This window comes from Crossiella sp. SN42, from assembly GCF_023897065.1.
In the GTDB taxonomy this organism is placed as follows: domain Bacteria; phylum Actinomycetota; class Actinomycetes; order Mycobacteriales; family Pseudonocardiaceae; genus Crossiella.
In genome coordinates, this window is sequence record NZ_JAMHIV010000021.1 from 20,624 (window position 1) to 44,896 (window position 24,273).

25 protein-coding genes, 1 tRNA gene and 1 pseudogene are annotated in these 24,273 nt (G+C 71.1%); 15 read left to right on the forward strand and 12 right to left on the reverse strand.

Annotation, left to right across the window (positions count from 1 at the left end; translation table 11 throughout):
• Positions 1-32: 32 nt before the first annotated feature.
• A complete protein-coding gene (locus M8C13_RS24630) occupies positions 33-1,256 on the forward strand; it encodes a glycoside hydrolase family 88 protein (protein WP_252483058.1) in 1,224 nt (407 codons plus the stop codon).
• Between the two features lie 24 nt (positions 1,257-1,280).
• Here M8C13_RS24630 and M8C13_RS45125 read toward each other — a convergent pair whose 3' ends face one another.
• Entirely contained in the window at positions 1,281-2,633 is a 1,353-nt protein-coding gene (locus tag M8C13_RS45125; protein ID WP_308202858.1) for a hypothetical protein, read from the reverse strand.
• A 235-nt stretch (positions 2,634-2,868) separates the two neighbouring features.
• Between M8C13_RS45125 and M8C13_RS24640 the strand changes: the two genes are divergently transcribed.
• Positions 2,869-2,942: transfer RNA gene (locus M8C13_RS24640), tRNA-Thr, on the forward strand.
• Positions 2,943-3,025: 83 nt separating this feature from the next.
• On the opposite strand, the gene M8C13_RS24645 is transcribed toward M8C13_RS24640, so the two are convergent.
• The gene (locus tag M8C13_RS24645) at positions 3,026-3,676 is read right to left on the reverse strand and encodes a bifunctional 2-polyprenyl-6-hydroxyphenol methylase/3-demethylubiquinol 3-O-methyltransferase UbiG (RefSeq protein ID WP_252483059.1); all 651 of its coding nucleotides are present in this window, start codon (positions 3,674-3,676) and stop codon (positions 3,026-3,028) included.
• A gap of 98 nt (positions 3,677-3,774) precedes the next feature.
• Here M8C13_RS24645 and M8C13_RS24650 point away from each other — a divergent pair, with 98 nt between their 5' ends.
• Entirely contained in the window at positions 3,775-4,068 is a 294-nt protein-coding gene (locus M8C13_RS24650) for a hypothetical protein (RefSeq protein ID WP_252483060.1), read from the forward strand.
• Positions 4,069-4,074: 6 nt separating this feature from the next.
• Here the strand turns inward: M8C13_RS24650 and M8C13_RS24655 are convergent, their stop codons facing one another.
• Positions 4,075-4,578 carry a DinB family protein gene (locus M8C13_RS24655; RefSeq protein ID WP_252483061.1) on the reverse strand — a complete coding sequence of 168 codons (504 nt, stop codon included), beginning with the start codon at positions 4,576-4,578 and terminating at the stop codon, positions 4,075-4,077.
• 6 nt (positions 4,579-4,584) lie between these two features.
• Positions 4,585-5,109, reverse strand: coding sequence for a DinB family protein (locus tag M8C13_RS24660; protein WP_252483062.1), 525 nt, complete (start codon positions 5,107-5,109; stop codon positions 4,585-4,587).
• A 117-nt stretch (positions 5,110-5,226) separates the two neighbouring features.
• Between M8C13_RS24660 and M8C13_RS24665 the strand changes: the two genes are divergently transcribed.
• Positions 5,227-5,682: a hypothetical protein gene (locus tag M8C13_RS24665; protein WP_252483063.1), complete on the forward strand. Its 456-nt coding sequence runs from the start codon at positions 5,227-5,229 to the stop codon at positions 5,680-5,682.
• Between the two features lie 4 nt (positions 5,683-5,686).
• Here the strand turns inward: M8C13_RS24665 and M8C13_RS24670 are convergent, their stop codons facing one another.
• Positions 5,687-6,085: an ASCH domain-containing protein gene (locus tag M8C13_RS24670; RefSeq protein WP_252483064.1), complete on the reverse strand. Its 399-nt coding sequence runs from the start codon at positions 6,083-6,085 to the stop codon at positions 5,687-5,689.
• Position 6,086: 1 nt separating this feature from the next.
• On the reverse strand, positions 6,087-7,370 hold the full coding sequence (locus tag M8C13_RS24675; RefSeq protein ID WP_252483065.1) for a hemolysin family protein: 1,284 nt from the start codon (positions 7,368-7,370) through the stop codon (positions 6,087-6,089).
• A 35-nt stretch (positions 7,371-7,405) separates the two neighbouring features.
• Here M8C13_RS24675 and M8C13_RS24680 point away from each other — a divergent pair, with 35 nt between their 5' ends.
• From M8C13_RS24680 to M8C13_RS24690, 3 genes are all read left to right on the forward strand, one after another.
• Positions 7,406-7,885, forward strand: coding sequence for a hypothetical protein (locus M8C13_RS24680; RefSeq protein ID WP_252483066.1), 480 nt, complete (start codon positions 7,406-7,408; stop codon positions 7,883-7,885).
• 296 nt (positions 7,886-8,181) lie between these two features.
• Complete coding sequence (locus M8C13_RS24685) at positions 8,182-8,385, forward strand: cold-shock protein (protein WP_252483067.1); 204 nt, start codon at positions 8,182-8,184, stop codon at positions 8,383-8,385.
• A gap of 336 nt (positions 8,386-8,721) precedes the next feature.
• Positions 8,722-8,988, forward strand: a complete 267-nt coding sequence (locus tag M8C13_RS24690; protein ID WP_252483068.1) for a hypothetical protein — start codon at positions 8,722-8,724, stop codon at positions 8,986-8,988.
• A 10-nt stretch (positions 8,989-8,998) separates the two neighbouring features.
• On the opposite strand, the gene M8C13_RS24695 is transcribed toward M8C13_RS24690, so the two are convergent.
• The 4 genes from M8C13_RS24695 to M8C13_RS24710 form a co-directional block, all read right to left on the reverse strand.
• The gene (locus M8C13_RS24695) at positions 8,999-9,832 is read right to left on the reverse strand and encodes an N-acetylmuramoyl-L-alanine amidase (protein ID WP_252483069.1); all 834 of its coding nucleotides are present in this window, start codon (positions 9,830-9,832) and stop codon (positions 8,999-9,001) included.
• 121 nt (positions 9,833-9,953) lie between these two features.
• The gene (locus M8C13_RS24700; RefSeq protein ID WP_252483070.1) at positions 9,954-10,610 is read right to left on the reverse strand and encodes a hypothetical protein; all 657 of its coding nucleotides are present in this window, start codon (positions 10,608-10,610) and stop codon (positions 9,954-9,956) included.
• The gene (locus M8C13_RS24705; RefSeq protein WP_252483071.1) at positions 10,600-11,376 is read right to left on the reverse strand and encodes an excalibur calcium-binding domain-containing protein; all 777 of its coding nucleotides are present in this window, start codon (positions 11,374-11,376) and stop codon (positions 10,600-10,602) included. The genes M8C13_RS24700 and M8C13_RS24705 overlap by 11 nt, the downstream gene beginning before the upstream one ends.
• 164 nt (positions 11,377-11,540) lie before the next feature.
• Entirely contained in the window at positions 11,541-11,996 is a 456-nt protein-coding gene (locus M8C13_RS24710; protein WP_252483072.1) for a DUF4442 domain-containing protein, read from the reverse strand.
• Between the two features lie 168 nt (positions 11,997-12,164).
• Between M8C13_RS24710 and M8C13_RS24715 the strand changes: the two genes are divergently transcribed.
• Positions 12,165-12,656, forward strand: a complete 492-nt coding sequence (locus M8C13_RS24715) for a MarR family winged helix-turn-helix transcriptional regulator (RefSeq protein ID WP_252483073.1) — start codon at positions 12,165-12,167, stop codon at positions 12,654-12,656.
• The gene (locus M8C13_RS24720; protein WP_252483074.1) at positions 12,657-14,327 is read left to right on the forward strand and encodes an MDR family MFS transporter; all 1,671 of its coding nucleotides are present in this window, start codon (positions 12,657-12,659) and stop codon (positions 14,325-14,327) included.
• A 73-nt stretch (positions 14,328-14,400) separates the two neighbouring features.
• Here the strand turns inward: M8C13_RS24720 and M8C13_RS24725 are convergent, their stop codons facing one another.
• Positions 14,401-14,895, reverse strand: a complete 495-nt coding sequence (locus M8C13_RS24725) for an inorganic diphosphatase (protein ID WP_252483075.1) — start codon at positions 14,893-14,895, stop codon at positions 14,401-14,403.
• A gap of 182 nt (positions 14,896-15,077) precedes the next feature.
• Between M8C13_RS24725 and dacB the strand changes: the two genes are divergently transcribed.
• From dacB to hpt, 4 genes are all read left to right on the forward strand, one after another.
• Positions 15,078-16,625 (forward strand): D-alanyl-D-alanine carboxypeptidase/D-alanyl-D-alanine-endopeptidase, encoded by a 1,548-nt coding sequence (gene dacB, locus M8C13_RS24730; RefSeq protein ID WP_252483076.1) that lies wholly within the window; start codon positions 15,078-15,080, stop codon positions 16,623-16,625.
• Positions 16,626-16,692: 67 nt separating this feature from the next.
• Positions 16,693-17,766 carry a zinc-dependent metalloprotease gene (locus tag M8C13_RS24735; RefSeq protein ID WP_252483077.1) on the forward strand — a complete coding sequence of 358 codons (1,074 nt, stop codon included), beginning with the start codon at positions 16,693-16,695 and terminating at the stop codon, positions 17,764-17,766.
• 4 nt (positions 17,767-17,770) lie between these two features.
• Positions 17,771-18,730, forward strand: a complete 960-nt coding sequence (tilS, locus tag M8C13_RS24740) for a tRNA lysidine(34) synthetase TilS (RefSeq protein WP_252483078.1) — start codon at positions 17,771-17,773, stop codon at positions 18,728-18,730.
• Between the two features lie 16 nt (positions 18,731-18,746).
• The gene (hpt, locus tag M8C13_RS24745; protein WP_252483079.1) at positions 18,747-19,301 is read left to right on the forward strand and encodes a hypoxanthine phosphoribosyltransferase; all 555 of its coding nucleotides are present in this window, start codon (positions 18,747-18,749) and stop codon (positions 19,299-19,301) included.
• Here the strand turns inward: hpt and M8C13_RS24750 are convergent, their stop codons facing one another.
• Positions 19,302-21,011 (reverse strand): substrate-binding domain-containing protein, encoded by a 1,710-nt coding sequence (locus tag M8C13_RS24750; RefSeq protein ID WP_252483080.1) that lies wholly within the window; start codon positions 21,009-21,011, stop codon positions 19,302-19,304. It abuts the gene before it with no gap.
• 434 nt (positions 21,012-21,445) lie between these two features.
• On the opposite strand from M8C13_RS24750, the gene ftsH reads away from it, so the two are divergent.
• Together ftsH and M8C13_RS24760 are read left to right on the forward strand one after the other, a co-directional pair.
• Positions 21,446-23,755 (forward strand): ATP-dependent zinc metalloprotease FtsH, encoded by a 2,310-nt coding sequence (ftsH, locus tag M8C13_RS24755; protein ID WP_252483081.1) that lies wholly within the window; start codon positions 21,446-21,448, stop codon positions 23,753-23,755.
• Positions 23,752-24,004, forward strand: a pseudogene (locus tag M8C13_RS24760) (GTP cyclohydrolase I); the annotation flags it as partial. The gene ftsH and the pseudogene M8C13_RS24760, both read left to right, overlap by 4 nt.
• Between the last annotated feature and the right edge of the window lie 269 nt (positions 24,005-24,273).

Below are 24,273 nucleotides of genomic sequence, written 5' to 3' on the forward strand. Positions count from 1 at the left end.
CTTCCTGTGAGGCAACCCCGAGAGGAACAACGATGACAGCGCTATCCCGACGTGTGCTGCTCACCGGCGCGGCGGCGACCGCGGGCGCACTGGCCATGCCGCCAGGCGCGGCGCCGGCCGCCCCGGCAGAGGCGGCGTTCGCGCCGAACCCGGCCCGGCTGCGCCAGACCCTGGACTACGCGGTCGCCAAGCTGCGCACGACCGCGCCGACCGTGGCCACGTTCCCCGAGGAGACCAAGTTCGAGAAGTGGATCCCGGTCAACGACGGCGGCTGGGTCGGCGGCTTCTGGCCCGGCCTGCTCTGGCTGGGCTTCGTGGACAGCAAGGACCCGCGGTTCGAGAAGTGGGCCCGCGAGGCCGCGCTGCGACTGACCCCGCGCATCCCGGACACCGGCACCCACGACATGGGCTTCCTGTTCTACCCGTCCTGGGTCACCGCCTACCGGCTCACCGGGGAGACCTCCTGGCGGGACGGCGCGGTGCAGGCCGCGGAGTCGCTGAGCAAGCGGTACAACAGCGCGGGCAAGTTCATCAGGGCCTGGGGCTCGCTGGGTTCCACCGGCAACGCGGGCCGCACCATCATCGACACGATGATGAACCTGGACCTGCTGTACTGGGCCACCGAGGTCAGCGGGAACGGCAAGTACGCCGAGATCGCCTCCAGTCACGCCCGCACCACGAGCAAGCACTTCATCCGGCCGGACGGCTCCACCCCGCACGTGTTCGACTTCGACCCGGTCAGCGGCGCGCCGATCGGCCCGAACACGGTGCAGGGCTACAGCCCCACCTCCTGCTGGTCGCGCGGGCAGGCGTGGGGGATCTACGGCTTCACCACCACCTACCGGCGCACCAAGGACCGCGAGTTCCTCACCGCGGCGACCAGGATGGCCGATCACGTGCTGCCGTACCTGGCGGAGAGCCCGGTGCCGATCTGGGACTACCGCTCCCCGCTGGCGCCGCACGACATCAGGGACTCCTCGGCGGGCGCGATCACCGCCTGCGCGCTGCTGGACCTGGCCAAGATCACCGGCAACCCGCGCTACCAGAGCACGGCGCTGACCGTGCTGGACGCGCTGTCCCGCACCTGTCTGACCACCAGGTCGGAGCGGCACGACGCGGTGCTGGCCCGCGGCACCAAGAACCGTCGCGCGGAGAACGGCATCGAGGTGTCGCTGCCCTACGGCGACTACTACCTGATGGAGGCCATCCTCCGCGTGCTCAAGCCCAGGGAGATCGCCAAGGCCATCGGCCTCTGACGCCTGCCCGGTCGCGGTGCCCCGTCAGCCGGTCCGGCGGCGGCGGGGCAGCGCGGCGACCACGATCACCCCGCACAGCAACAGGATCATCCCGGTCCACAGCAACGGAACGGTGGAGTACGCCGCGTTGGTGTAGGCCAGCGGCGGCGGCGCGTCCTTGCCCCGAGCAGGCGGCGGCGCGGGCGCCGCTGCGGGCGAGCTCGTCGCCGGCGTCACCGCCTTGCACACGTACCCACCGGCCGGGGCCGCCGCCCGGACCACCTGCTCGCCCAACGAGATCTGCACCAGCGAACTCGGCAAACCGGACAGCTTCAACGCATCCGTGGGCAGCAGCGCGACGTCCAGCAGCCGCGCCACCGCGCCCACCGCCGCCCCGTCCCGCTTCTCGTTCACCTGCGCGATGGTCAGCCGCAGAATCCCGATGTCCAGCTGCCGCAACGCATCCCCACCCGGCAGCGGTCCGCTCACCGGCACGTCCAGCTTCGGCGCCGCCGCGTCCAGCTTGCCGATCTCCTTGCCACCACGGGAGATCCGCAACACCGGAGCCTCGTACTTCACCGTCGAGGTCTTGGCCTCACCGGTGGAGGTCGCCACCAGCTTCGGCGCGCTGACCACGTCGATCCGCACCTCACCCGGCGTGCCCGCCAGCAACTGGATGCTCGCCACCTGCACCGTCGAGGTCGCCTGCACCGCTTTCCCTTGCCGCCCAGGCACATCTACCAGCCGAACGGTGGACCGCGCACTCAACGTCTCCGGCAGCCGCAACAACGACCCACCCCCGGGCAACAGCCCCGGGATCGCCGGAATGACGTTCACCGCCGACAAGCTCGCCAGCGAGGTCCGGGCATCGGAGATCGGCTCCACACAGGGCCCGAGCTTCTCGTCCCACCGCGCGTGCACACTGCCCTCGAGCAGCCCCAGCTTCACCAGCGCGTCCAGCGGCGAGGCAGGCGGCGTCAGCCCACCGGTGAGCGGCTGCGGATTGTCCGGGATCGCCATCTGCGCCAACGCCCCCGGCAACCGGGGCGCCCGCCCGTTCACCGCGAACCCGGCAGGCGAGGACTCCGCGATGGCCCGCTCGAAGAACTGCACCGCCTGCGAGTTCACCTGCGCCGAAGCCAGCCCCAGCCCCAGCTCACCCACGGCCTGTTTGGGCAGCTTCTTCTCGTCCTCATCGGTCAGCCCAGGCGAGTTGGTCTGCACCGCCCCCGGCAACACCCGGATGATCCCCAGCCCCGTCCCCGCATCCGCCACCAGCGGCGGGAACTTGGGCGCGTTCGGATCGGTGAGCGGCGGCTGGTTCGGATCCACCGGCCCCGGCACCGGCGTGGTCGGCGGCGGCGCCGCCCCGGCCACCGGCCCCAGCGCGAGCAGCACGACAGCAGGCAGAGCACAGACAACGGATAGGCGGCGTGCACGCATCAGCCCGGGTCCTCCTCGCGGCAGCACGGGCGACGCGGTCGATGAGACCGACGTCACGCAAGGCCTAACGACGGGGGTACCAACGGGTAACGCAACCGACCGTGCGAGCTACGGAAAACCAGGTCTGAACTGGGAAGATCAGACCTGGCTTGGGCGTGCCGGACAGCTACCGCTAGACTCTGCTCGTCTCGCCGCCTTAGCTCAGTCGGCTAGAGCGACGCACTCGTAATGCGTAGGTCAAGGGTTCGACTCCCTTAGGCGGCTCAGCGAGATGACCAGGGCGTTTCCGTTCGCGGAGACGCCCTGGTCTGTTTCCCGGGTCGCGGCTCGCCCTGGCGCGTCTTGGGTCACCGGGCCGTCGTCGGCCGGTGCGTGTAGGTGAGGGTGTACCGCCAGAAGAGGCGTCTCCGGATGACGGCTCCAGGCAACAGGCGCTGCGCCTCGCGCTTGATCTCGGCGAGCGTCATCCGCGGCTGCGCCACCGGTGCCGTGTTGACCTGGGGAACGGGGCGCGTGCGGTGGCGGGCGATCGCTTTGACGGCCGCGTTCGCGGCGAGGTTGGCCGGGATCGCGATCAGGTCGGGCAGGTAGTCGGCCAGGGTCGCTTGCCGGTAACAGCCCACGATTGCCAGGACCCCGTCCGGCGCCAGGGCCTCGCGCAGTCTGGTGACCGTCGCGGCGAAGGGCATGTGGTGGATGCTGGCGATGCAGCAGATGTAGTCGTAGCTCTGCTCGCCCAGGTCGCAGTCAGCGAGGTCCGCCTGGAGGTAGTCGATGTTGGGCGTTCCTGCCGACAGGGCACGGGCGGTGGCGATGACCGCTGGGTCCTGGTCGATGCCCACGACCGCGTGGGCGCGTTGGGCCAGCCGCCTCGCGAACAGGCCGGTCCCGCAGCCGGCGTCGAGTGCCCGCCCGCAGCTGGGTGGGACTTGGCGGAGCAGGAACCGGTGGTAGAAGTCGTTGTGGTTGAACCCGGGGCTGGAACCGGTGCTGGTCATAGGGGCAGTGATCCTTGTCGTGGTGGCTCATGTCGATGTGCGGCAGGCAGGCCCGGTTCTGTCGGGGTGATCCGGAAGATGGCGGGGTGACTTCAGCGATGGCGCGATGCGAACGTTGTGACCTGCCCGTGGGCCAGTGTCCGCACACCCGGCGGCGGGTCGTGGTGCGCACCGAACCGGATCTCATCCTGGTCAGCCGGACCAACACCGCGCACCTGCCCGGCGCCTGCAACCACGACGCCCCGCCGGACTACCGGGGCTGGGGTGAGATCCGTGGGGTGCCGCGGGCGTGGGAGCGGCTGGGCAATGCCGAGGCCATTCCGGCGACCGGTGGGGACAATCCCGCGCGGGTGGCGGACAAGCGGTGCCGGCACTGCGCCGCGTCGTTCTGAGCCCGGTCAGCCCATCGACTTCTGGCCGTCCAGCGCCTCGCGGATGATGTCCGCGTGCCCGGCGTGCTGGGCGGTTTCGGCGATCAGGTGGGTGATCACCCGGCGGGCGGTCCACGAGCCCTTCTCGAACCAGGGGGCCTCGGGCAGGGGGTGGGCCACGTCCAGGCTGGGCAGGGTGGTGATCAGGTTGTCGGTGCGCTGGGCGGTTTCGGCGTAGCGGGCCAGCAGCACCGCCAGGGTCTCCCCGGGCTTGGGGGTGAAGGTGTCGGTCCAGGTTTCGCCGTTTTCCTCGTCCCAGGTCATCACCTCCTGGCCGTGCTGGATGAAGTGGGTCCAGCCCGCCTCGGCGCCGTCGACGTGCTTGATCAGGCCGGCCAGGGTGAGCTCGCTGGCGGTGGTGCGTTGCGTGGCCTGGGCATCGGTGAGGTTCTGGGTGGTCAGGCGGAGGAAGTTCCGGGCGTTGGCGAGCGCGTCGAGCAGGTCGGCGCGCTCGCCCGTCGGGGTGGTCATCCCGGGTCAGCCCATCGACTTCTGGCCGTCGAGGGACTCGCGGATGATGTCCGCGTGGCCCGCGTGCTGCGCGGTCTCGGCGATCAGGTGGGCGAAGACCCGGCGGGCGGACCAGGTGGTGCCCGGCTCGAACCAGGGGGCCTCGGGCAGCGGGTGGGCCAGGTCGAGGCTGGGCAGGCTGGCGATCAGCTCGTCGGTGCGCTCGGCGATCTCGGCGTAGCGGGCCAGCAGCACCTCCAGGGTCTCCGCCTCGCTGATGTGCCAGGCCTCGGCCCAGTCGGTCTCGTCGATCGCCATGGCCGAGGGGCCTTCCAGGATGAAGTCGACCCAGCCCTTCTCGGTGTTCGCCACGTGCTTGATCAGCTTGGCGATGGTCAGCTCGCTGACGGTGGTGTTCTTGTTCGCCTGCTCGTCGGTCAGCCCCTGCGCGGTGTGCCGGAGGAAGAACCGGGTCTTGCCCAGGGCCTCCAGCAGGTCGGCGCGCTCGCCGGTCAGAGTGGTGTCGGTGCTGATCGGTGCGGAGCTGGTCATCGGATCTGCCTTCCTCGTTTGGGCTGCTGAGGACTACGTTATGAGCCTTATAGGTCAGCTACGGTCCTAATTTGGAAACGAGTTTGGGCACGTTTTCCGGCGGGGCATGCTGGGGTGGTGACCACCGCCGCGGTGACCGAGCCGACCGGGCGCAGGCTGACCGTGGCCTGCCTGGCCGGGTTGCTGCCCGGACTGGTGATGTGGCTGGTCAACGCGCTGATCACCGGCCAGGTGCTGTGCACCAACCAGGGCTTCAACTGCCTCGGCGTGGCGCTGCTGGCCTTCCCGCTGGGCGTGGTGTTCGGCGCGGGGCTGGCCTGGCTGGCGCTGCACCTGGCCGGGGTCGGGCAGGCGTGGCGGATCGCGCTGCTCGGGCCGGCCGGGATCTGGGCGGTGGGCCGGGTGCTGACCGAGCTGTCCGTGCCGCTGCCGCAGCCGGTGTTGCTGCTGCTCTACGGGATGCTCGGCTACCTGGTCGCCGCCTTCGCCACCGCGTCCAGGGTGGCCTGGCCGTGGCGGCTCGGGGTGACGCTGCTGGTGCTCGTGCCCGCGCTGCTGCTGACCGCGGGCTGACCGCTCAGGGCAACAGGCGGAAGTGCAGGCAGACCACCTCGGTCTGGTCCCCGACCTCGGCGCCTGCCTCCGTCCAGAACTTGGCGTGCGCCTGCCGCCAGTGCTCGATCGAGGTGAAGCCCTCGCCCTCGGCCTGGGCGAACTCCCAGCTGACCTCGGCGAAGGGCACGACCTCGGCCTTGGTCACCTCGGCGGTGCCGATCCGCTTGCCCTCGCTGTCCACCAGCGCCAGCAGCTCGCCGATGTGCTCCACCGGCTCGCCCTCGGCCTGGTAGTCGGCCACCAGCAGTCCCGCGGTGGCCCGCTTGTCACCCTTGAGCACGCACTCGTTGAGCCAGTCCCGCATCTCGCCGGGCATGCCCAGCTCCAGCACCCGCAGGCCGTCCAACCGGTCCCAGGCCATCTCAGTTCTCCCCGCGCTTGGTCTTGGGGCGCAAGTGGACCTGGGTGATGGCGTGCCGGTCCACCGCTTTTACCTCGATGATCCACTCGGCCAGTTCCACCCGGTCGCCCGGCTGGTCGGGGATGCGGCGCAGCGCGATCAGCGCCAGGCCGGCGATGGTGGTGTAGTCGCCCTCCGGCGCGTCGGTCAGCTCGACGCCCAGGTCCTCCAGGTCGTGCACCGGGAAGGTGCCGGGCAGCAGCATGGAGCCGTCCGGCTCGGTGCGCACGGACAGGATGTCCCGGTCGGTCTCGTCGTAGATCTCGCCGACGATCTCCTCCAGCAGGTCCTCCAGCGTGACGATGCCGTCCACCGCGCCGCGCTCGTCGACCACCAGCGCGAACTGCTGGTGGCTGGCCTTGAACTGACGCAGGGCGTCGGAGACGCGCAGGCTGTCCGGGAAGATCGTGGCCGGACGGGCCGCGTCCAGCACGGTGCCGTCGTCGTCGAGCAGGTCGCGCAGATGCACGATGCCGGCCACGTCGTCCAGGTGGCCGGAGCGGACCACCGGCGCCCTGGAGTGCCCCGACTCCGCCAGCACCGACCTGGCCTGCGCCACGGTGGCATCGGCGGCCACGGTGACCACCGCGCGGCGCGGCACCAGCACGTGCCGGAGCAGCCGCTCGTGGATCTCCAGCGCGCCGGTGATGATCATCCGCTGCTCGGCGTTGAGGCCGCGGTGCCCGGCCACCAGGTCGCGCAGCTCCGCCGGGCTCAGCTGCTCGGACCCGGCGTCGGGGTTGCCGCCGAAGAGGCGCACCACCAGGTTCGTGGACCGGCTCAGCGCCCAGATCGCCGGGCGGGCGATGCTCGCGATCAGGTCCAGCGGCCGGGCCACCAGCATCGCCCAGCGGTGCGCGTACTGCATGGCCAGCCGCTTGGGCGCGAGCTCGCCGAAGACCAAGGTGAAGAAGGTCAGCACCAGCGTCACCAGCGCCACCGCCAGCGGACCGGCCGCGGTGCCCGCGAAGGACAGCGCCGGGATCAGCGGCTGGGCCAGGGTCACCGCGGCGGTGGCCGAGGCGAGCGCGCCGGAGAGGGTGATCGCCAGCTGGATCGCGGCCAGGAACCGGTTCGGGTCCCTGGTCAGCCGCAGCAGCACCGTGGCGGTCCGGCCGCCGCGGCGTTCCAGCTGCCGCAACTGCCCTTCCCGCAACGAGATCAGCGCGATCTCGCTGCCCGCGAACAGCGCGTTGACCAGGATCAGGAACGCGACGAGCGCGAGGTTGAGCCAGTAACCGTCCATGGTGCCGAACACAGTAGTGGCGCACTATGCGGGATATGCACCCGGAAGCCGACGAGCACGCGCGGGCCCGCGGCCAGGCCGTCGCGCTGCTGCTCGCCTTGCGGGCGCACGACCTGGAGCGGACCAGGCAGGTGCTGGCGGAGAACGCGCGGGCCGGCCGGGACCGGCTGGTCGAGCTGCTCTACGTGCTGGTGCGCGGGGCCACCGCGATGCTGCACGAGGTGGGCTGGGACATCGCGGGCACGCTGGACGTGCGGCTGGAGTCCCGGCCCGGCCCGGCCCCGGTGGACGCCGAGGTGGAGCGGGCGCGGGCGCTGGTGCTGGCCTCGGTGCAGCTGGAGGCCGACGGCGACGCGGCGGGGGCCGAGCTGGCCGTCGGGCAGGTGGTGGACGCCGAGCCGAGCGTGGTGCTGGTGTGGGGACTGGTCACCGCGGCCGAGCTGATCGAGCAGCTGCTGGTGGTCTGCCGGGACCGCGGCGTGCCGGTGCCGGCCTGGCTGGAACCGGTGCGATAACTGTGGGTAAGGCGCACTAAAGCGGAAGATTCACCTGGACAGCCGATGTACTTCCGTACTCTCCGCTGACCATAACGAACCCACAGTGTTCTGGATCACTCTCGTTATGTGGATCTCTCCTCGAGAGAGCGGTTCTGCGCTACGCTTTGCTAGTCGTAGTCAGCTTTGCCTTGAGCGCCCGTGGGGCTTATGACCACGGGTTTTCTTGTATGCCGAACCCTTCGGGGAATGGGCGGATCTGGACCGCGACCACGCCTCCAACCTGGGCGTGAGATCGGCCCTGCAAGGAGAGAAAAATGGCTTCTGGCACTGTCAAGTGGTTCAACAGCGAGAAGGGCTTCGGCTTCATCGCGCAGGACGACGGCGGACCGGACGTGTTCGTGCACTACTCGGCGATCGTCGCCAAGGGCTACCGCTCGCTGGAGGAGAACCAGCGGGTGGAGTTCGAGATCACCCAGGGTCCGAAGGGCCCGCAGGCTGACCAGGTTCGCGCAGTCTGATCTTCGCGGTTCTGATCTTCCTTAGTTCCACCTGGCGAATGGCCCGCATCACTCGGTGCGGGCCATTCGTGTCTCTATCAACTACCCACTGTATTGATTCCGTGCCCAAGATCACCCAAGCGAACCCTTGCGGTTAACCGTTTTCTTCCGCTAAGTGCACCCATTTGGGTGATGACGCAGCGCAGCTTCGGGGCGAAGACTCCCCGCATGCGTGCTGACCTCGAAGAACATCTAACGGCCGTACCGCGGCGCCTCCGTCTGCGTCACGGCGAGGCCACCCAACTGCTCGACGGACTACTCGGAGCGGGTGAACGGGTCCGTGCGGCGGTGGCCGGGATGCTCTCCGGGGTGGGGCCGGTGCTGGTGGTCGCGACCAACCGCCGGGTGCTGGCGGCCGGTCGCGACGGGTGGAACCTCGCCGTGCTCTACTCGCAGATCTCCAGCGTCGACTCCGGCGGCTGGCTGGGGCACACCGTGGTCATCCAGTCCGCGGGCACCGTCTACGCGGTGCGCGCCAGCCGGGCGACCCAGCTGTTCACCGCGACCGTGCAGGCCGGCATTCCCTCCGGTGCGCCCACCGCCAGGCTCGCCACCGCGATCTAGCGCCCGCCGGCTACGCGGGCAGCTCCCCGATCACGTGCGGCACCAGCCCGGCCAGTCGCCGGATCGAGTCGGTGTCCAGCGCGATCGGCTCGCTCTGCCCGGCCAGCCGGTGGTTGCCGTGGAAGTCGACGTCCTCTTCTGCCTGCAGGGCGACCAGCACACTTCCTGGCACGTACAGCCACTGCGACCCGGTCGCTTCATGCCGGATCAGCCGCGGGCCGCCCATGGGCCATCGACGCAGCTCGTCGATGGCTGTCTCTAATCGGATCAGCCGGTCCCGGTCGGACTGCTGGAACTGGTCCCCGGTGATCCACTGCGCGACTTCGGCCCGGAAGCCGGTCATGTCGCCGGGCCACCCGGCCGGATCGATCTTGCGCGAAGGAGCCCACTCCTTGTGCGCGATCGCCCGGTCGACGGCCAGTCGCAGGTGGCGGAGCAGCACGGCGACCCCTCGCGGGTAGACGTCGAGCTGCGCCTGCGTCCAGTCGCCGCGTCCGGTGGACTCGGCCTCGATGCCGATGATGTGGTTGTTGCCGTTGTCCCGGCCGCACCACGCGACGTAGCCCGCGCCCGCGTGGTACGAGCGGCCGGCCGCGATGACGTACCAGGTGCCGTCCCGGGCCAGGCCCAGGTTGGACAGCGGGCCGGCCAGGCCGGGCCTGCCGTTGACGACCACGTCCAGGGACGGGAAGTTCCCGATCGCCGGACCTGCCGTGTGGTGCATCATCACGCCGCGGATGTCCGAGACGTTGCCGTGGCCGCGGTCCTGCCAGCCGGCCACTTCCTGTACGGACAGCCCGGCTTGCCGGAGCACGGTGGCCATCCAGGTGAGTGCGTGAGCCATGGCGATCACCCCAAGCTCAACGAGAAGTGATAACTGAGAGTTACTAATTGGATGCGCTCGGTTATCTCTAGGGTGTGGTGAAAAAACCACCTGGTCTACCACCAAGTGGGTGAGTGTCCGGCTAGTCCAGCAATTCGACGGTGATCAGCTCGTCGGTGGGCGCCGCGACCACCTGCGCGCCGCCCCGGAAGCGCACCACCAGGTCGCCGGAGGCGGTGGCCGCGGTGCCGGAGACCTGGCCGACCGGGCCGAGGCTGCCGTAGAGCCGCGCCCACTGGCCGGGCCGCAGCACCGAGGCCAGCACGGCCGGGCCCGCGGTGAACCGGGAGGCCGGCTGCAACCAGGAGATCACCAGCTGCCAGCAGCCGAAACCGGCCACCAAGCCGATGGCGAGTCCGAGCCAGCCCAGCACCGGGGTGAGCACGGCCGCCCCGGCCAGCGCGGTCAGCGCGGGAGTGGGCACCGGGCGGCCGCCGATGATCAGCCAGCCGGTGGTGCGCACCAGGCCGTCGGCGGACAGTCCGCGCGGGGTGCGGCCGTCCGGCAGCAACGGTGGCTCCACCTCATCCGGCGGTCGCTCGCCGAGCACCTCGGTGACCAGCACCGGGTCCACCGGCAGGGTGTGCGCGCACTCCGGGCACACCAGCAGCAGGCCGGAGCCGTTGCGCTGGGGCGCCAGCTCACCGTGGCCGATCGGGCAGCCGTAGGCCCGGCCGGGCTCCCGCTGCCACTCGATCAACGCGGTGACCGCCGCGTCGTCGGACTGCTCACCGGTCACAGGCAACCCCGTCGCCGTCGGAGTCCAGCTCCGCCCGGTAGCCGGGCTGGTCGCGCAGCAGCGGCGCCTTGCCCGCCTTCCGGACCTGCGCGCAGTTCTTGTAGAACGGCTCAGCCGGGGTGGTCTTCTGCGGGTTCGTCTCAGTCGGCGGCGGCGGACCGGCGCTGGTCGGCGGAGGATCGGTGGTGGTCAGCACGTTGGGGGTGCTGGTGGCCGCGCTCCGCTGGCAGCCGGCCAGCCAGTCGGTGAGCAGCCGGGCGTACTCGTGGCCGTCGGTGAACAGCCTGGCCGCCCGCCCGGCCGCGTCCTCGCGCAGGTCCAGCAGGCCGACCTTCTTGCCCAGCAGCTCCTTCTCGGCGAACCGGGCCGCCTCCGCCGCCGAGCAACCGGGCTGCGCGCTCGGCTGCGGGGTGCCCACTACCTGCAGGGTCACCGGGTCGCCGCGCTCGTCGGTGCCGGTGATGGTGCGCGCGTCCACCACCTTGGTCACCGTCAGCACCCGGCTCGGCCAGGCCGGGGTGCGCCCGGCCACCGGCGGCGCGGTGATGCTCGGCGTGGTCGCGCTGGAGGTGCTCAGCGGCCGCACCACCTCGCCGCCACCGGCCAGCGGGGTGCCCTGGTCCGCAGGCAGCACCGGCAGCGAGCCGGCCGCGCTGATCATGGCCGCCACGGCCAGGGTGCCGCCGGTGGCGCTGAGCAGTCGCTGCCAGGTCGCGGCCCGCCACCACCAGCGGCGGAGCGCGGAGACCCTGGGCAACTCACTCATCGCTTCTCCTGGCGGACTCGACTCGGCTTCGGGCAGTTCACCACTGTTCACCAGCCGTGACAATCCTTGCACCGATGCCCACCCCGAACAGGGCACTCAGACACAAAAAGCCGGACCAGGACACGCAGCGCGTGCCAGGTCCGGCCCCGGAAGGGTGGTGGGCGCTACTTCGAGTGCGGCTTGAGCGTCCAGATGATGTCCAGCGCGCCGGTGACCACGCCCTCGGCGTTGGTGATCTCCACGTGCACCGGGATCTCCGGCCGGGTGCCCGACTCCAGCTCGGCCACCGCCTCGGCCGGCGGGCGGCCCAGCGTCGCGGTCGCGGTCAGCTGCCCGAGCGCGAGCTTGTAGAAGCCGATCTGGCCCTTGGTGGGCAGCGGGATCGCGATCGCCAGCTGCTCGGCGAAGGCGGCCAGCACCAGCGCGCCGGAGGCGGTCTCGGCCGCGCCGAACATCATCGCCGCGTGCGGTCCGCCGACGTGGTTGCGCAGCTCCTCGGCATCGCCAAGGGAGACCACCACGCGGTCGGGGCTGGTCTCGGTGAACTCGATGCCGACGGTGCGCACCCACGGCACGACCTGCTTCATCAGCTCGCCGACCTGGCTGGTGTCCACGCTCATGCCGGGCATGTTACTCACGAGTAACCGCATTTGGGAAGCGCTGTGACCGGACGTGCGCGCAGCGTGCGGCGAGCCAGCTCACACGAAAAATAGTTTGCGGAATAAGAGTTCTCGTCGCATGCTTGTATGCAGCAACTAATTGGATGATGCAAGCAACTAGAGGATCACATGGACGAGACCGGTCTGGCCCAGGCCAACGAGATCGGCATGGCCCTGGTCCGGCTCAACCGGGCAACGGCCTGCATGGCGGCACAGAGCACAAAACTGGGGATCGACAAGACTTCGTTCACTCTGCTCGCCACGCTGGCGCACACCGGGCCGCTGCGCTCCAGCGCGCTGGCCGAGGCCGTCCACTCCGATCCATCCACGATCAGCCGTCAGGTGGCCCAACTGGTCAAGGACGGCCTGGTCGAACGAACCGCCGACCCCGTCGATGGCCGGGCCACGCTGCTGGCCGCCACCGACTCCGGGCGCGAGCTGTTCCTCCGGCACCGCGACCGCCGCAACGAGATGATCGCCAGCATGGTGTCGGACTGGCCGCCGGAGGACCGGCGGCAGTTCGCCACCCTGCTGCATCGCTTCGTGGGCGCCTACGAGGAGCACATGCCCGGCCTGATCGCCGAACTGGTCGACTACGCCCGTTCGGGAGTGGAGAAGTAGATGTCAGACACCGCGACCGCGCCATCCGGCGTCGGCCTGAGCCACCGCCAGATCATGGCCATCATGACCGGTCTGATGATGGGCATGTTCCTGGCCGCCCTCGACCAGACCATCGTCTCGGCGGCCATGCGCACCATCGCCGACCAGCTGCACGGGCAGACCGTGCAGGCCTGGGCGACCACCGCCTACCTGATCACCGCCACCATCTCGACCCCGCTGTACGGCAAGCTGTCCGACATCTACGGCCGCAAGCCGATGTACCTGACCGCGATCTCGCTGTTCCTGATCGGCTCCGCGCTGTGCGGGGTGGCGAACTCGATGTACGAGCTGGCCGCCTTCCGCGCCGTGCAGGGCCTGGGCGCCGGTGGCCTGATGTCCCTGGCGCTGGCGATCATCGCCGACGTGCTGCCGCCCCGGGAACGGGCCCGCTACCAGGGCTTCTTCATGGCCGTCTTCGGCATCTCCAGCGTGGCCGGTCCGGTCGCCGGCGGCTTCTTCGCCGGGCTGGACAGCTTCATCGGCGTCGAGGGCTGGCGCTGGGTCTTCCTGGTCAACCTGCCGCTGGGCATCGCCGCGCTGGTCGTGGTCACCAAGGTGCTCAACATCCCGCACAAGCGGGTCGACCACCGCATCGACTTCCTCGGCGCGGCCGCGCTGACCGTCGGCCTGGTGCCGCTGCTGATCGTGGCCGAGCAGGGCCGCCAGTGGGGCTGGGGCGACCCGCTCACCCTGGGCCTGATCGGGCTGGGCGTGGCCGGGCTGGTGGCCTTCGTGCTCGCCGAGCGGCGGATGGGCGATGAGGCGCTGCTGCCGCTGCGGCTGTTCCGCAGCTCGGTGTTCAGCCTGGGCAACGGGCTCAACTTCATCATCGGCATCGGCATGTTCGGCGGCCTGCTGTCGCTGCCGTTGTACCTGCAGATCGTCAAGGGCATGAGCCCGACCGAGTCCGGCCTGATGATGCTGCCGCTGACCTTCGGCATCCTCTCCGCCAGCCTGTTCGCCGGCACCAGGACGGCCAAGACCGGGCGGTACAAGTCCTTCCCGATCGTCGGCATCGCGCTGATCGTGGCCTCGCTGCTGCTGTTCAGCACGATCGGCTTCAGCACCCCGCTGTGGCTGAGCGCGATCTACATGGTGCTGATGGGCTGGGGCCTCGGGGCCTGCATGCAGACCCTGGTGCTGGCCGTGCAGAACGACGTCTCGCCCTCGGACATGGGCGTGGCCACCGCCTCGGTGACCTTCTTCCGGCAGATGGGCGGCACCATCGGCGCCGCGGCCTTCCTGTCCATCCTGTTCGGGGTGGTCGGCGACCGCATCGCCAGTGCTCTCCGCTCGGCCGCGCTCACCCCGGAGTTCCTGGCCGCGGTGCGCGACCCGGCGGTGCTGGCCAACCCGGCCAACAAGCCGGTGCTGGACATGATGGCCAACGGTGGCGCAGGCGCGCCCTCGCTGGACGACACGTCCTTCCTGATCAACCTCGACCCCAGGCTGGCGCGGCCGTTCCAGGACGGCTTCTCCTCCGCGATGGACACCGTGTTCTTCACCGGCGCGATGGTGATGCTGGTGGCCTTCGTGCTGGTCTGGTTCCTCAAGGAGAAGCCGCTGTCCAACCAGTCCGGCATGCAGCGCCGGGCCCAGGAGGAGCACGCGGCGGCCGCACTGGCCGGCTGATCAGCTTCAGTACGACGACGGCCCCGGGCGCACTGCGCGCTCGGGGCCGTTGTGGTGCTTGGTGTGCTGGGCGTCAGTGCTGCCCGTCAGCGGTCTTGAGGCGCTCGTAGGAGCGGACGACCTCGGCCTCGGCCTCGGTGCGGCCGACCCAGGAGGCGCCCTCCACGCTCTTGCCCGGCTCCAGGTCCTTGTAGACCTCGAAGAAGTGCTGGATCTCCAGGCGGTGGTACTCCGCCAGGTGGTGGATGTCGCGCAGGTGCTCCGAACGCGGGTCCGCGGCCGGGACGCAGAGCAGCTTGTCGTCGCCGCCCTTCTCGTCGGTCATCCGGAACATGCCGATGGTGCGGCAGCGGATGAGGCAACCGGGGAAGGTCGGCTCCTGCACGAGCACCAGCGCGTCCAGCGGGTCGCCGTCCTCGCCGAGCGTGTTGTCCACGAAGCCGTAGTCCGCCGGGTACTGGGTGGCGGTGAACAGGGTGCGGTCCAGCCGGATGCGCCCCGTCTCGTGGTCCATCTCGTACTTGTTCCGCACACCCTTGGGGATCTCGATGGTGACGTCGAACTCCACGCGGTTCCTCGCTCGATTCTTCGGATCGGCACGGCTCCGGCTAGCAGGCGCAGCGAAGCTGTGTCTAGACCCGTCTAGTGTGGACCACGAGTCGCGCTGAAAGCCCGTTGAGCGGGTCTGGGTCGGTGTGACATTGACCGGGTTTCAGAAGTTCTTCCCCCATCCGCCGCAGGAGGACACGCGTGACCGGAGGCGAACAGCAGGGCTCATCACCGCAGGTCAACCCAGACCTGGACCAGGTGACGGTGCGACTGCCGGTGCCCGGCGCCCCTCCTGCGCAGCCGATGAGGGTCGGCCCGCCGCCGCCTGCGGCCACCGAGGCCGAAGCACCACCCAATCCGGGGAAACGTGGCAAGAAGCTGGTGGTGCTGGCGACCGTGCTGGTGCTGCTGGCCGCGCTCGGCGTGGGCGGCGTGCTCGGCGGCCCGTGGCTGGCCCAGCAGCTCGGCCTCAGCGGTGACGGCGGCCTCGGCACCCAGCCGCCGCCCGCGCCGCTGAACCCGCAGGCCGCGCTGCGCGCGCTGCCCCCGCAGGCGCCCACGCCCAGCGCGCAGGGCGTGGCCGCGGCGCTGGACCCGCTGGCAGGCAACGCCGCGCTCGGCGAGCTGACCGGCAGCGTGCTGGACGGGACCACCGGCAACGTGCTGTGGGAGCGCGGGGCGGGCACCGCGCGCACCCCGGCCTCCACCGGCAAGCTGGTCACCGCGGCCGCCGCGCTGCTCGCGCTGGACCACCAGACCAGGCTGAGCACCACCGTGGTGGCCGGCGCCGAACCGGGCACCGTGGTGCTGGTCGGCGGCGGCGACACCACGCTGTCCGGGCTGCCCGCGAACAAGCCCACCTACTTCTTCCCGGACGCCGCCCGGCTGGACGACCTCGTCGAGCAGGTCAAAGCCAAGGCAGGCGGCCCGGTCAACAAGATCATCATCGATGTCGGCCGGTTCGCCGGGCCGCCGATGGCCCCCGGCTGGCTGAACGTGGACGTGGCGGGCGGGCACATCGCGCCGCTGGTGCCGCTGATGCTGGACGCCGCCCGCCGCGACCCGCTCACCTCCACCACCCCGCGCTCGGACAAGCCGGCCCAGGCCGCGGCCCAGGAGCTGGCCAAGCGGCTCGGCGGCAACCCGGCGATCGAGGTCGGCTCCGCGCCAAAGGATGCCAAGGTGCTGGCCAAGGTCGACTCGCCGCCGCTGCCCCGGCTGGTCGCGTCCTTCCTGTCCACCTCGGACAACATCCTGGCCGAGGCGGTGGCCAGGGAGCTGGCCCGCGGCACCGGCAACGAGCCCTCCTTCGCCGGCGCCAGCAAGGCCACCCTGGACACGCTCTCCCGCAACGGGCTGGACATCACCGGGGTGAAGATGTCCGACGCCAGCGGCCTGTCCACCGAGGACCGGGTCTCCGCCAAGTTCCTCAGCTCCCTGCTGGCCGCCGCCTCGGGCAACGACGCGCGCGCGGCCAAGCTGCGCCCGATGCTCACCGGCCTGCCGGTGGCAGGCGGCACCGGCACCCTGGCCAAGCGCTACGACAAGGGCCAGGCCGCGGGCGGCCGCGGCTGGGTGCGGGCCAAGACCGGCACCCTGGACGGGGTGAACAGCCTGGCCGGGATCGTCACCACCAACGACGGCAGGCTGCTGGTCTTCTCCTTCATGGCCACCGGCGCGGCCAGCGACCCGGCCCGCGACGCGCTCGACACCCTGGCCTCCGCGCTGCGGCGCTGCGGCTGCGGCTAGAACGTGACCACGCTGTTCACCGGCTGGCCGATGACGATCACGGGGGTCGGCGGGTAGCGTCCCAGGGGTGAACGCGGGATCGGCCGCACGGCCACTGGATCCGGCCGAGGGGCCGGGGCCTGTCGACTGGGGTGTCGCCACGGCGACCGCCCATCGGCTGCTCCGCCCTGGGCCCGTCATCGCCCGCGACGCCGCCCAGGCGGCCGTGCGCGGGATGCGGGAGCTCTCCGTCGCCGCGGAGGGACACGTCCGCCAGATCACCGGCCTCGGCCTGGAGCTGCCGCTGCTGCCCGGCGAGGTCGTGGACCGACCGGCCTGGGTGCGCGGCGCGGTGGACGGCCTGGCCGCGCTCACCGACCACGCGCTGCCCCGCGGCGCGGGCGGCTGGCGCGGTGGCGTGCTGGCCGGGACCGCGGGGGTGCAGGCCGGGATGGTGCTGGCCTACCTGAGCACCAGGGTGCTCGGGCAGTACGACCCCTTCGGCGGGCCGGACGGCGAGGGCAGGCTGCTGCTGGTCGCGCCGAACATCGTGGCCGCGCAACAGGCCCTGCGGGTGCCCGAAGAGGACTTCTGGATGTGGGTCTGCCTGCACGAGTCCACCCACCGGCTCCAGTTCACCGCGGTGCCCTGGTTGCGCGCGCACTTCGCCGCCCAGGTCGGCACCCTGCTCTCCAGCATGGACGACGCCACCGCCGGACTGCTCTCCCGGGTCGGCGAGGCGCTGCGCTCGGCCCGCCGCAAGGACGGCGAGGAGAACCAGGTCGCGCTGGTCGAGCTGTTGCAGTCGCCGAGGCAGCGGGCCGTGCTGGACCGGATCATCGCGCTGTCCACCCTGCTGGAGGGGCACGCCGACCACGTGATGGACGCCGCCGGGCCGGCCGTGGTGCCCAGCGTGGCCACCATCCGCTCCCGGTTCACCGTGCGCCGCAACCCGCGCGGGGTGGCCGACCGGGTGCTGCGCGCACTGCTCGGCGTGGACGCCAAGATCCGCCAGTACGCCCAGGGCTCGGCCTTCACCGGGCACGTGGTGGACCGGGTCGGCATGGCCGCGTTCAACCAGGTCTGGCAGTCGCCGGAGACCCTGCCCACCCGGGCCGAGATCGCCGATCCGGACGCCTGGATCCGCCGCGTGCTCGGCTGAGTCGTTGGCCGCGCCCGACCCCGCGGTGGCCGCGGTCCGCACCGCGGTCCGCCGGTTCCTGGACCGCCACCCGGTCACCGGATCGGTGGCGGTGGCCTGCTCCGGCGGCGCGGACTCACTGGCGCTGGCCGCCGCGACTGTCCACTGTGGACGAAAGCGCGGGCTGGCCGTGCACGGCCTGGTGGTCGACCACCAGCTCCAGCCCGGCTCGGCCGGGGTGGCCGCCAGGGCCGCCGACCAGCTGCGCGAGCTCGGCGTGCGGGCCAGCGTGCTCACCGTCGAGGTCACCGGCCCCGGCGGTCCGGAGGCCGCCGCCCGCCGCGCCCGCTACGCCGCGCTGCGCGCCGCCCGGCCGGAGCACGCGCTGGTGCTGCTCGGGCACACCGAGGACGACCAGGCCGAGACCGTGCTGCTGGGCCTGGGCCGCGGCTCGGGCCCGCGCTCGATCGCCGGGATGGCCGAGCTGGACCCGCCGTGGGGCCGCCCGCTGCTCGGCCTGTCCAGGGCGACCACCGCGGCCGCCTGCGCCGCGCTCGGCCTGGACACCTGGACCGACCCGCACAACCTGGACCCGGCCTACACCAGGGTCCGGCTGCGCCAGGAGGTGCTGCCGCTGCTGGAGGACGTGCTGCGGGGCGGGGTGGCCGCCGCGCTGGCCCGCACCGCCGCCCAGCTCCGCGAGGACAGCCAGGCCCTGGACCAGCTGGCCGCCGACCTGCTTGGCCAGGCCCGCGACGGCGACGGACTGGCGGTCGGCGCGCTCAAGGCCGCACCCGCCGCCCTGCGCCGCCGGGTGCTGCGCAGCTGGCTGCTCGGCGCGGGTGTGAGCGAACTCACCGACGCCCATTTGCGCTCCGTGGACGCCCTGGTGGCTGATTGGCGTGGTCAAGGGGGCGTCGCGGTGCCCGGCGGGTTGGTGGCCGGGCGCGCGCATGACAGGCTGGTCCTCGACCGTTCTTTGTGACTGAGGGGAAGCCGCGGTGTACGAGGGCGACATTGCCTCCGTGCTCGTTTCCGAGCAGCAGATCCAGGAGAAGACCGCCGAGCTGGCGACGAAGATCGCCGCCGACTACCCGACTGACGGACGCTCCTCGGACCTGCTGATGGTCGGCGTCCTCAAGGGCGCGGTGATGTTCATGGCGGATGTGGCCAGGGCGCTGCCCGTGCCGGTCCAGCTGGACTTCATGGCCGTCAGCTCCTACGGCTCCGCCACCTCCTCCTCGGGGGTGGTGCGCATCCTCAAGGACCTGGACCGGGACATCGCAGGCCGGGACGTGCTGATCGTCGAGGACATCATCGACTCCGGCCTGACCCTGTCCTGGCTGCTGAAGAACCTGGCCTCGCGCCGCCCGGCCTCGCTGGAGGTCTGCACGCTGCTGCGCAAGCCGGACGCGGTCAAGGTGGACGTGCCGGTCAAGTACGTCGGCTTCGACATCCCGAACGAGTTCGTGGTCGGCTACGGCCTGGACTACGCCGAGCGCTACCGCGACCTGCCCTACATCGGCACGCTCGACCCGAAGGTCTACACCACCTGATCAGCAGTTAGGCCTACAGCGGCGCTGGATCAGCGCGTCCATCAGCACCGAGCGGATGTCCGTCGCCTCCCGCGCCGCGTAGGCCTTGCCGCCGGTCACCTTCGCGACCTGCTGCAACGCGTTGAGGTCGGCATCGGGCCCGAGTCCGATGCCGATCACCGGCACTGGCTGGGCCGGGTCGGCCTCCGCGGTCAGCGTCTGCACCAGGCCGTTGAGGTCCAGGCCGGAGCGGTTGTCGTTGGCGCCGTCGGTGATCAGCACCACCGAGTTGACCCGCTTGTTGTCGAAGTCCTTCTTCACCGTGCGCACCGCGGCCAGCAGCGTGTCGTAGAGCGCGGTGTTGCCCTTGACTTTGCCGGGCAGGGTGGCCGCGGCGGCGCCCAGTGCGGCCCGCCGGTTCATCCCGGCCATCGGCTCGGCCAGCGCGCCCAGGCTGACCAGCTCGCTCCAGTGCCGGTTCGGCGCGTGGTCGGTGGAGAAGGCCCACAGGCCGATGTGCGTGGTGTCCGGCAGCAGGCCCAGCGCGGTGCCCGCGGCGTCGCGGGCCAGCTCGATCCGGGACTGGCCGTTGCCCGCCTTGGCCGCCATCGAGCCGGAGACGTCGATCACCGCCAGCATCCGGGCGTCCAGGGTCACCGCGCTGTAGGTGCGCAACACCTCGGCGGCCTGGTCCGGGGTGGGCAGCGGCAGCAGCGAGGGCGGGTTGGTGCTCACCCCGGCATCGGCCCAGGCCTGGTCCGCGCGGCCGCCGGAGTCGCGGAAACCGGCGTCCCGGAACCGCTTGCCGGTGCTCTCGTTGCGCAGGAACCGGCCGAAGGACTCGGCCGCCTCCCCAGTGCCCGGCGCCTCCTCCCGGCTGGCCACCCTGGTCAGCGGGTAGTCGAAGGCGATGGTGCCCTCCTCCGGGTAGAACGCGGTGGCCTTCGCGCCGACCCCGCGCCGGTTGTGCGCGATCACCGACTGCTCGGTGGCGGAGAAGGCGGGCGCGGTCTCCGGCTCGCCGGCCAGCTTGTCGAAGCCGTCCCGGACCAGCGGCATGGTGTTGCGGCCCACCCGCAGCAGCGCGGCCACCAGCTCCGGCCGGGGGCTGCCGTCGGCGTTGCCCAGCAGCGAGCGGATCAGCATCAGCGTGGCCAGGCCCTCGGTGGTGCCCGCCGGGTCGCCGATCGAGGTGGCCACGCCGCCGTCGACCACCTTCCGCCAGGACACCGCGCCACCCAGCTTCTCGCCGGTGCCCGGCCCGGCCACCACCACCAGCGGTGAGCTGGCCAGCGACTGGCCCGGTTCGATCGAGGCCACCGAGCTGGGCGCGGCCGAGGAGCCGACCTGCTGCTTGCCGCGCTGGGCCCACAGCGCGGAGTCCGGGATCCACAGCGCGGGCACCTTCTGACCTGGGATGGTCGGGCCGGTGATCTCGGCGGCCACGTCCGCGGAGTTCAGCGGGCGCACCTCCACCTTGACGCACTTGCCGTTCACCGCGGGCCTGCCCTGGTGGAACTCATCCGCCGCGGCCTTGACCACCGGCTCCACCGCGGCGGCCGCGGTCACGTACAGCGGAAGCTCGCCCGCGCAGCCGCCTGCCGGGTCCCACAGCCGCAGCGCGACCACGGTGGCCCCGGCCGCGACGACAACACCCAGCAGCGCGCCGAGGGGGAGTGCGGCCCTCTTCAGACCGGCGCTGGGCCTGGACAGCTGGTGACGACCAGACATGGCCCTTCGAGACCCTTCCGTATAGAAAATCCTGCACTAACTTCCACCTGATATGGTGGAGAATTTTTCGCACCCCGACTTCTGCGATCACGGAGAATGACACGTTCACCCCTCCGTGGAAAGCCGCCGCCTTCGCCCTCACTCGTACGGATCAGTGGCCTCCAGCGTTCAGCGACCGGGCTTGAACCGAACGGGCCAGCTCGCAGTGGTGGGGGTCACACCGGCGAGACCTGGGTCACCTGGGGAACCAGAGCGGGCACTCGGCCGTTGGCAAGGCGAAACAGTCCGTGGGCGGCCGGTCCGCTCACCGAGCCGCTACACCATGGGCGGTACGCTGGTCGGACGATGGTTTCCCGCTTCGCGTCAGCGGCGGGTGCTCCGTTGCCCGGCACGCAAGTCAGGGAGGGTGGAGGCCGCCCCGCGGCCGCACGTTAATGGACCGCAAGCGCCTGCTCCGCAACCCGCTGATCTGGATCGTCGCGGCGTTGCTGCTCTACTACGCGTTCAGCGTCCTGCTCGATGACGCACGTGGCTTCTCCCAAGTAACCACGTCCAAGGTCATCGAGCAGCTGAAGAACGGCAACGTCAAGGAAGCGGTCCTCGAGGACAAGGAGCAACGGCTCCGCGTCAGCCTGACCAACCCGGTCGACGGCAAGGACAAGCTGATCACCTACTTCCCCGCGCAGAGCGCGGACGACATCCTGGGCCAGCTGGAGAACGCCAAGGGCGTCACCGGCGGCTGGGACGTCAAGGTCACCCAGGAGTCCGTGCTCCTGCAGGCCCTCTTCTACCTGATACCGGCCGGTCTGCTGCTGCTGTTGTTCCTCTGGATGATGAACAACGCCCAGGGCGGCGGGAACCGGGTGCTCAACTTCGGCAAGTCCAAGGCCAAACAGCTGTCCAAGGACATGCCCAAGACCACCTTCTCCGACGTCGCGGGCGCCGACGAGGCGGTGGAAGAGCTCTACGAGATCAAGGACTTCCTGCAGAACCCCGGCCGCTACCAGGCGCTCGGCGCGAAGATCCCCAAGGGCGTGCTGCTCTACGGGCCGCCCGGCACCGGCAAGACGCTGCTGGCCCGCGCGGTCGCCGGTGAGGCGGGCGTGCCGTTCTACTCGATCTCCGGTTCGGACTTCGTGGAGATGTTCGTCGGCGTCGGCGCCTCCCGGGTGCGCGACCTGTTCGAGCAGGCCAAGCAGAACGCGCCCTGCATCATCTTCGTCGACGAGATCGACGCGGTCGGCCGCCACCGCGGCGCCGGCCTCGGCGGCGGGCACGACGAGCGCGAGCAGACGCTGAACCAGCTGCTGGTGGAGATGGACGGCTTCGACTCCCGCGGCGGGATCATCCTGATCGCGGCGACCAACCGGCCGGACATCCTGGACCCCGCGCTGCTGCGTCCCGGCCGGTTCGACCGGCAGATCCCGGTGGCCGCACCCGACATGCGCGGCCGTCGGCAGATCCTGCACGTGCACTCCAAGGGCAAGCCGCTGGACCCCGACGTGGACATGGACTCGCTGGCCAAGCGCACCGTGGGCTTCTCCGGCGCCGACCTGGCCAACGTGATCAACGAGGCCGCGCTGCTCACCGCCCGCCAGAACGGCACCCTGATCAACGCCGCCGCGCTGGAGGAGTCGGTGGACCGCGTGGTGGGCGGTCCGGCCCGCAAGAGCCGGATCATCTCCGAACGCGAGAAGAAGATCGCCGCCTACCACGAGGCAGGGCACGCGCTGGCCGCGTGGGCCATGCCCGACCTGGAGCCGGTCTACAAGGTCACCATCCTGCCCCGCGGTCGCACCGGCGGGCACGCGCTGGTCGTGCCCGAGGACGACAAGGAGCTGATGACCCGCTCGGAGATGATCGCCAGGCTGGTCTTCGCCCTCGGCGGCCGCGCGGCGGAGGAGCTCGTCTTCCACGAGCCCACCACCGGGGCCTCCAGCGACATCGAGCAGGCGACCAAGATCGCCCGCGCGATGGTCACCGAGTACGGCATGAGCTCCCGGCTGGGCGCGGTGAAGTACGGCAAGAACGAGGGCGAGCCGTTCCTCGGCCGCTCCATGGGCCACCAGGCCGACTACTCCCTCGAGGTCGCGCACGAGATCGACGAGGAGGTGCGCAAGCTCATCGAGGCCGCGCACGACGAGGCCTGGGACGTGCTCAACACCTACCGGGACGTCCTGGACGACCTGACCCGCGAGCTGATCGAGCGGGAGACCCTCCAGCGCAAGGACCTGGAGCGGATCTTCGAGTCGGTGGCGAAGCGCCCGCGGATCACCCTGTTCAACGACTTCGGCGACCGCACCCCCTCGGACCGCCCGCCGATCAAGACCCCCGGCGAGCTGGCCAAGGAGCGCGGCGAGCCGTGGCCCCCGGTCCAGGAGGAGGCGCCCACCCCGGTCGCCACCGTCCCCGGCGGTGGCGACCTGCCCGGCGGCCCGCCCTACCCGCAGCCGGAACCGGGTCCCAACGGCGCGCCCGCGCCGAACCCGAACCCGTACCCGCCGCAGCCGCCCACCGGCTGGTCGGCCCAGCCGACCCAGCCGGTCCCCTCGGCGGGCCCGCCCTACTACGGCGCGCCCCCCGGCTGGACCCCGGCCACGGTGCCCGGCGGCCAGCAGTGGCCGACCCAGCAGCCGCAGCCGGGCAGCCAGCCCGCCGAGCAGCCGCAGAACAAGCCGACGGACAACCGGGACGCCAGCACCACCCGGCCGATCGACTCCGAACCGCCGGACGGCAACCGCTGAACACGGACAAGCTCCAAGGACGGCCCGCCTTCGACCACACCCGCGCGGAGGCGGCCGTCCGCGAACTGCTCCTGGCCTGTGGCGAGGACCCGGACCGGGATGGCCTCAAGGACACCCCGGCCCGGGTCGCCCGCGCCTACCGCGAGATGTTCGCGGGCCTGTACACCGAACCCGACTCGGTGCTGAACAAGACCTTCGACGAGTCCCACGAGGAGCTCGTGCTGGTCAAGGACATCCCGATGTACTCGACCTGCGTGCCGAGCAAGCAGACGGTCAACGCCGTCGGCGGCCGCAAGGCGGCCAGGGACGTCCGCATCGGCGACCGGTTGTGGACGCTGGCCGACGGCAGGGTGCGGCAGACCGAGGTCACCGAGGTCACCGCGCGCCCCGCCCGTGAGCTGGTCGAGGTGACGACCGAGGAAGGGCGCTTCGTCCTGACCCCGGACCACCCACTGGCGACCCCGGAGGGCTGGCAGGAGGCCAAGGACGTCGGCGGCAGCTACATCGAGTGGACGGCC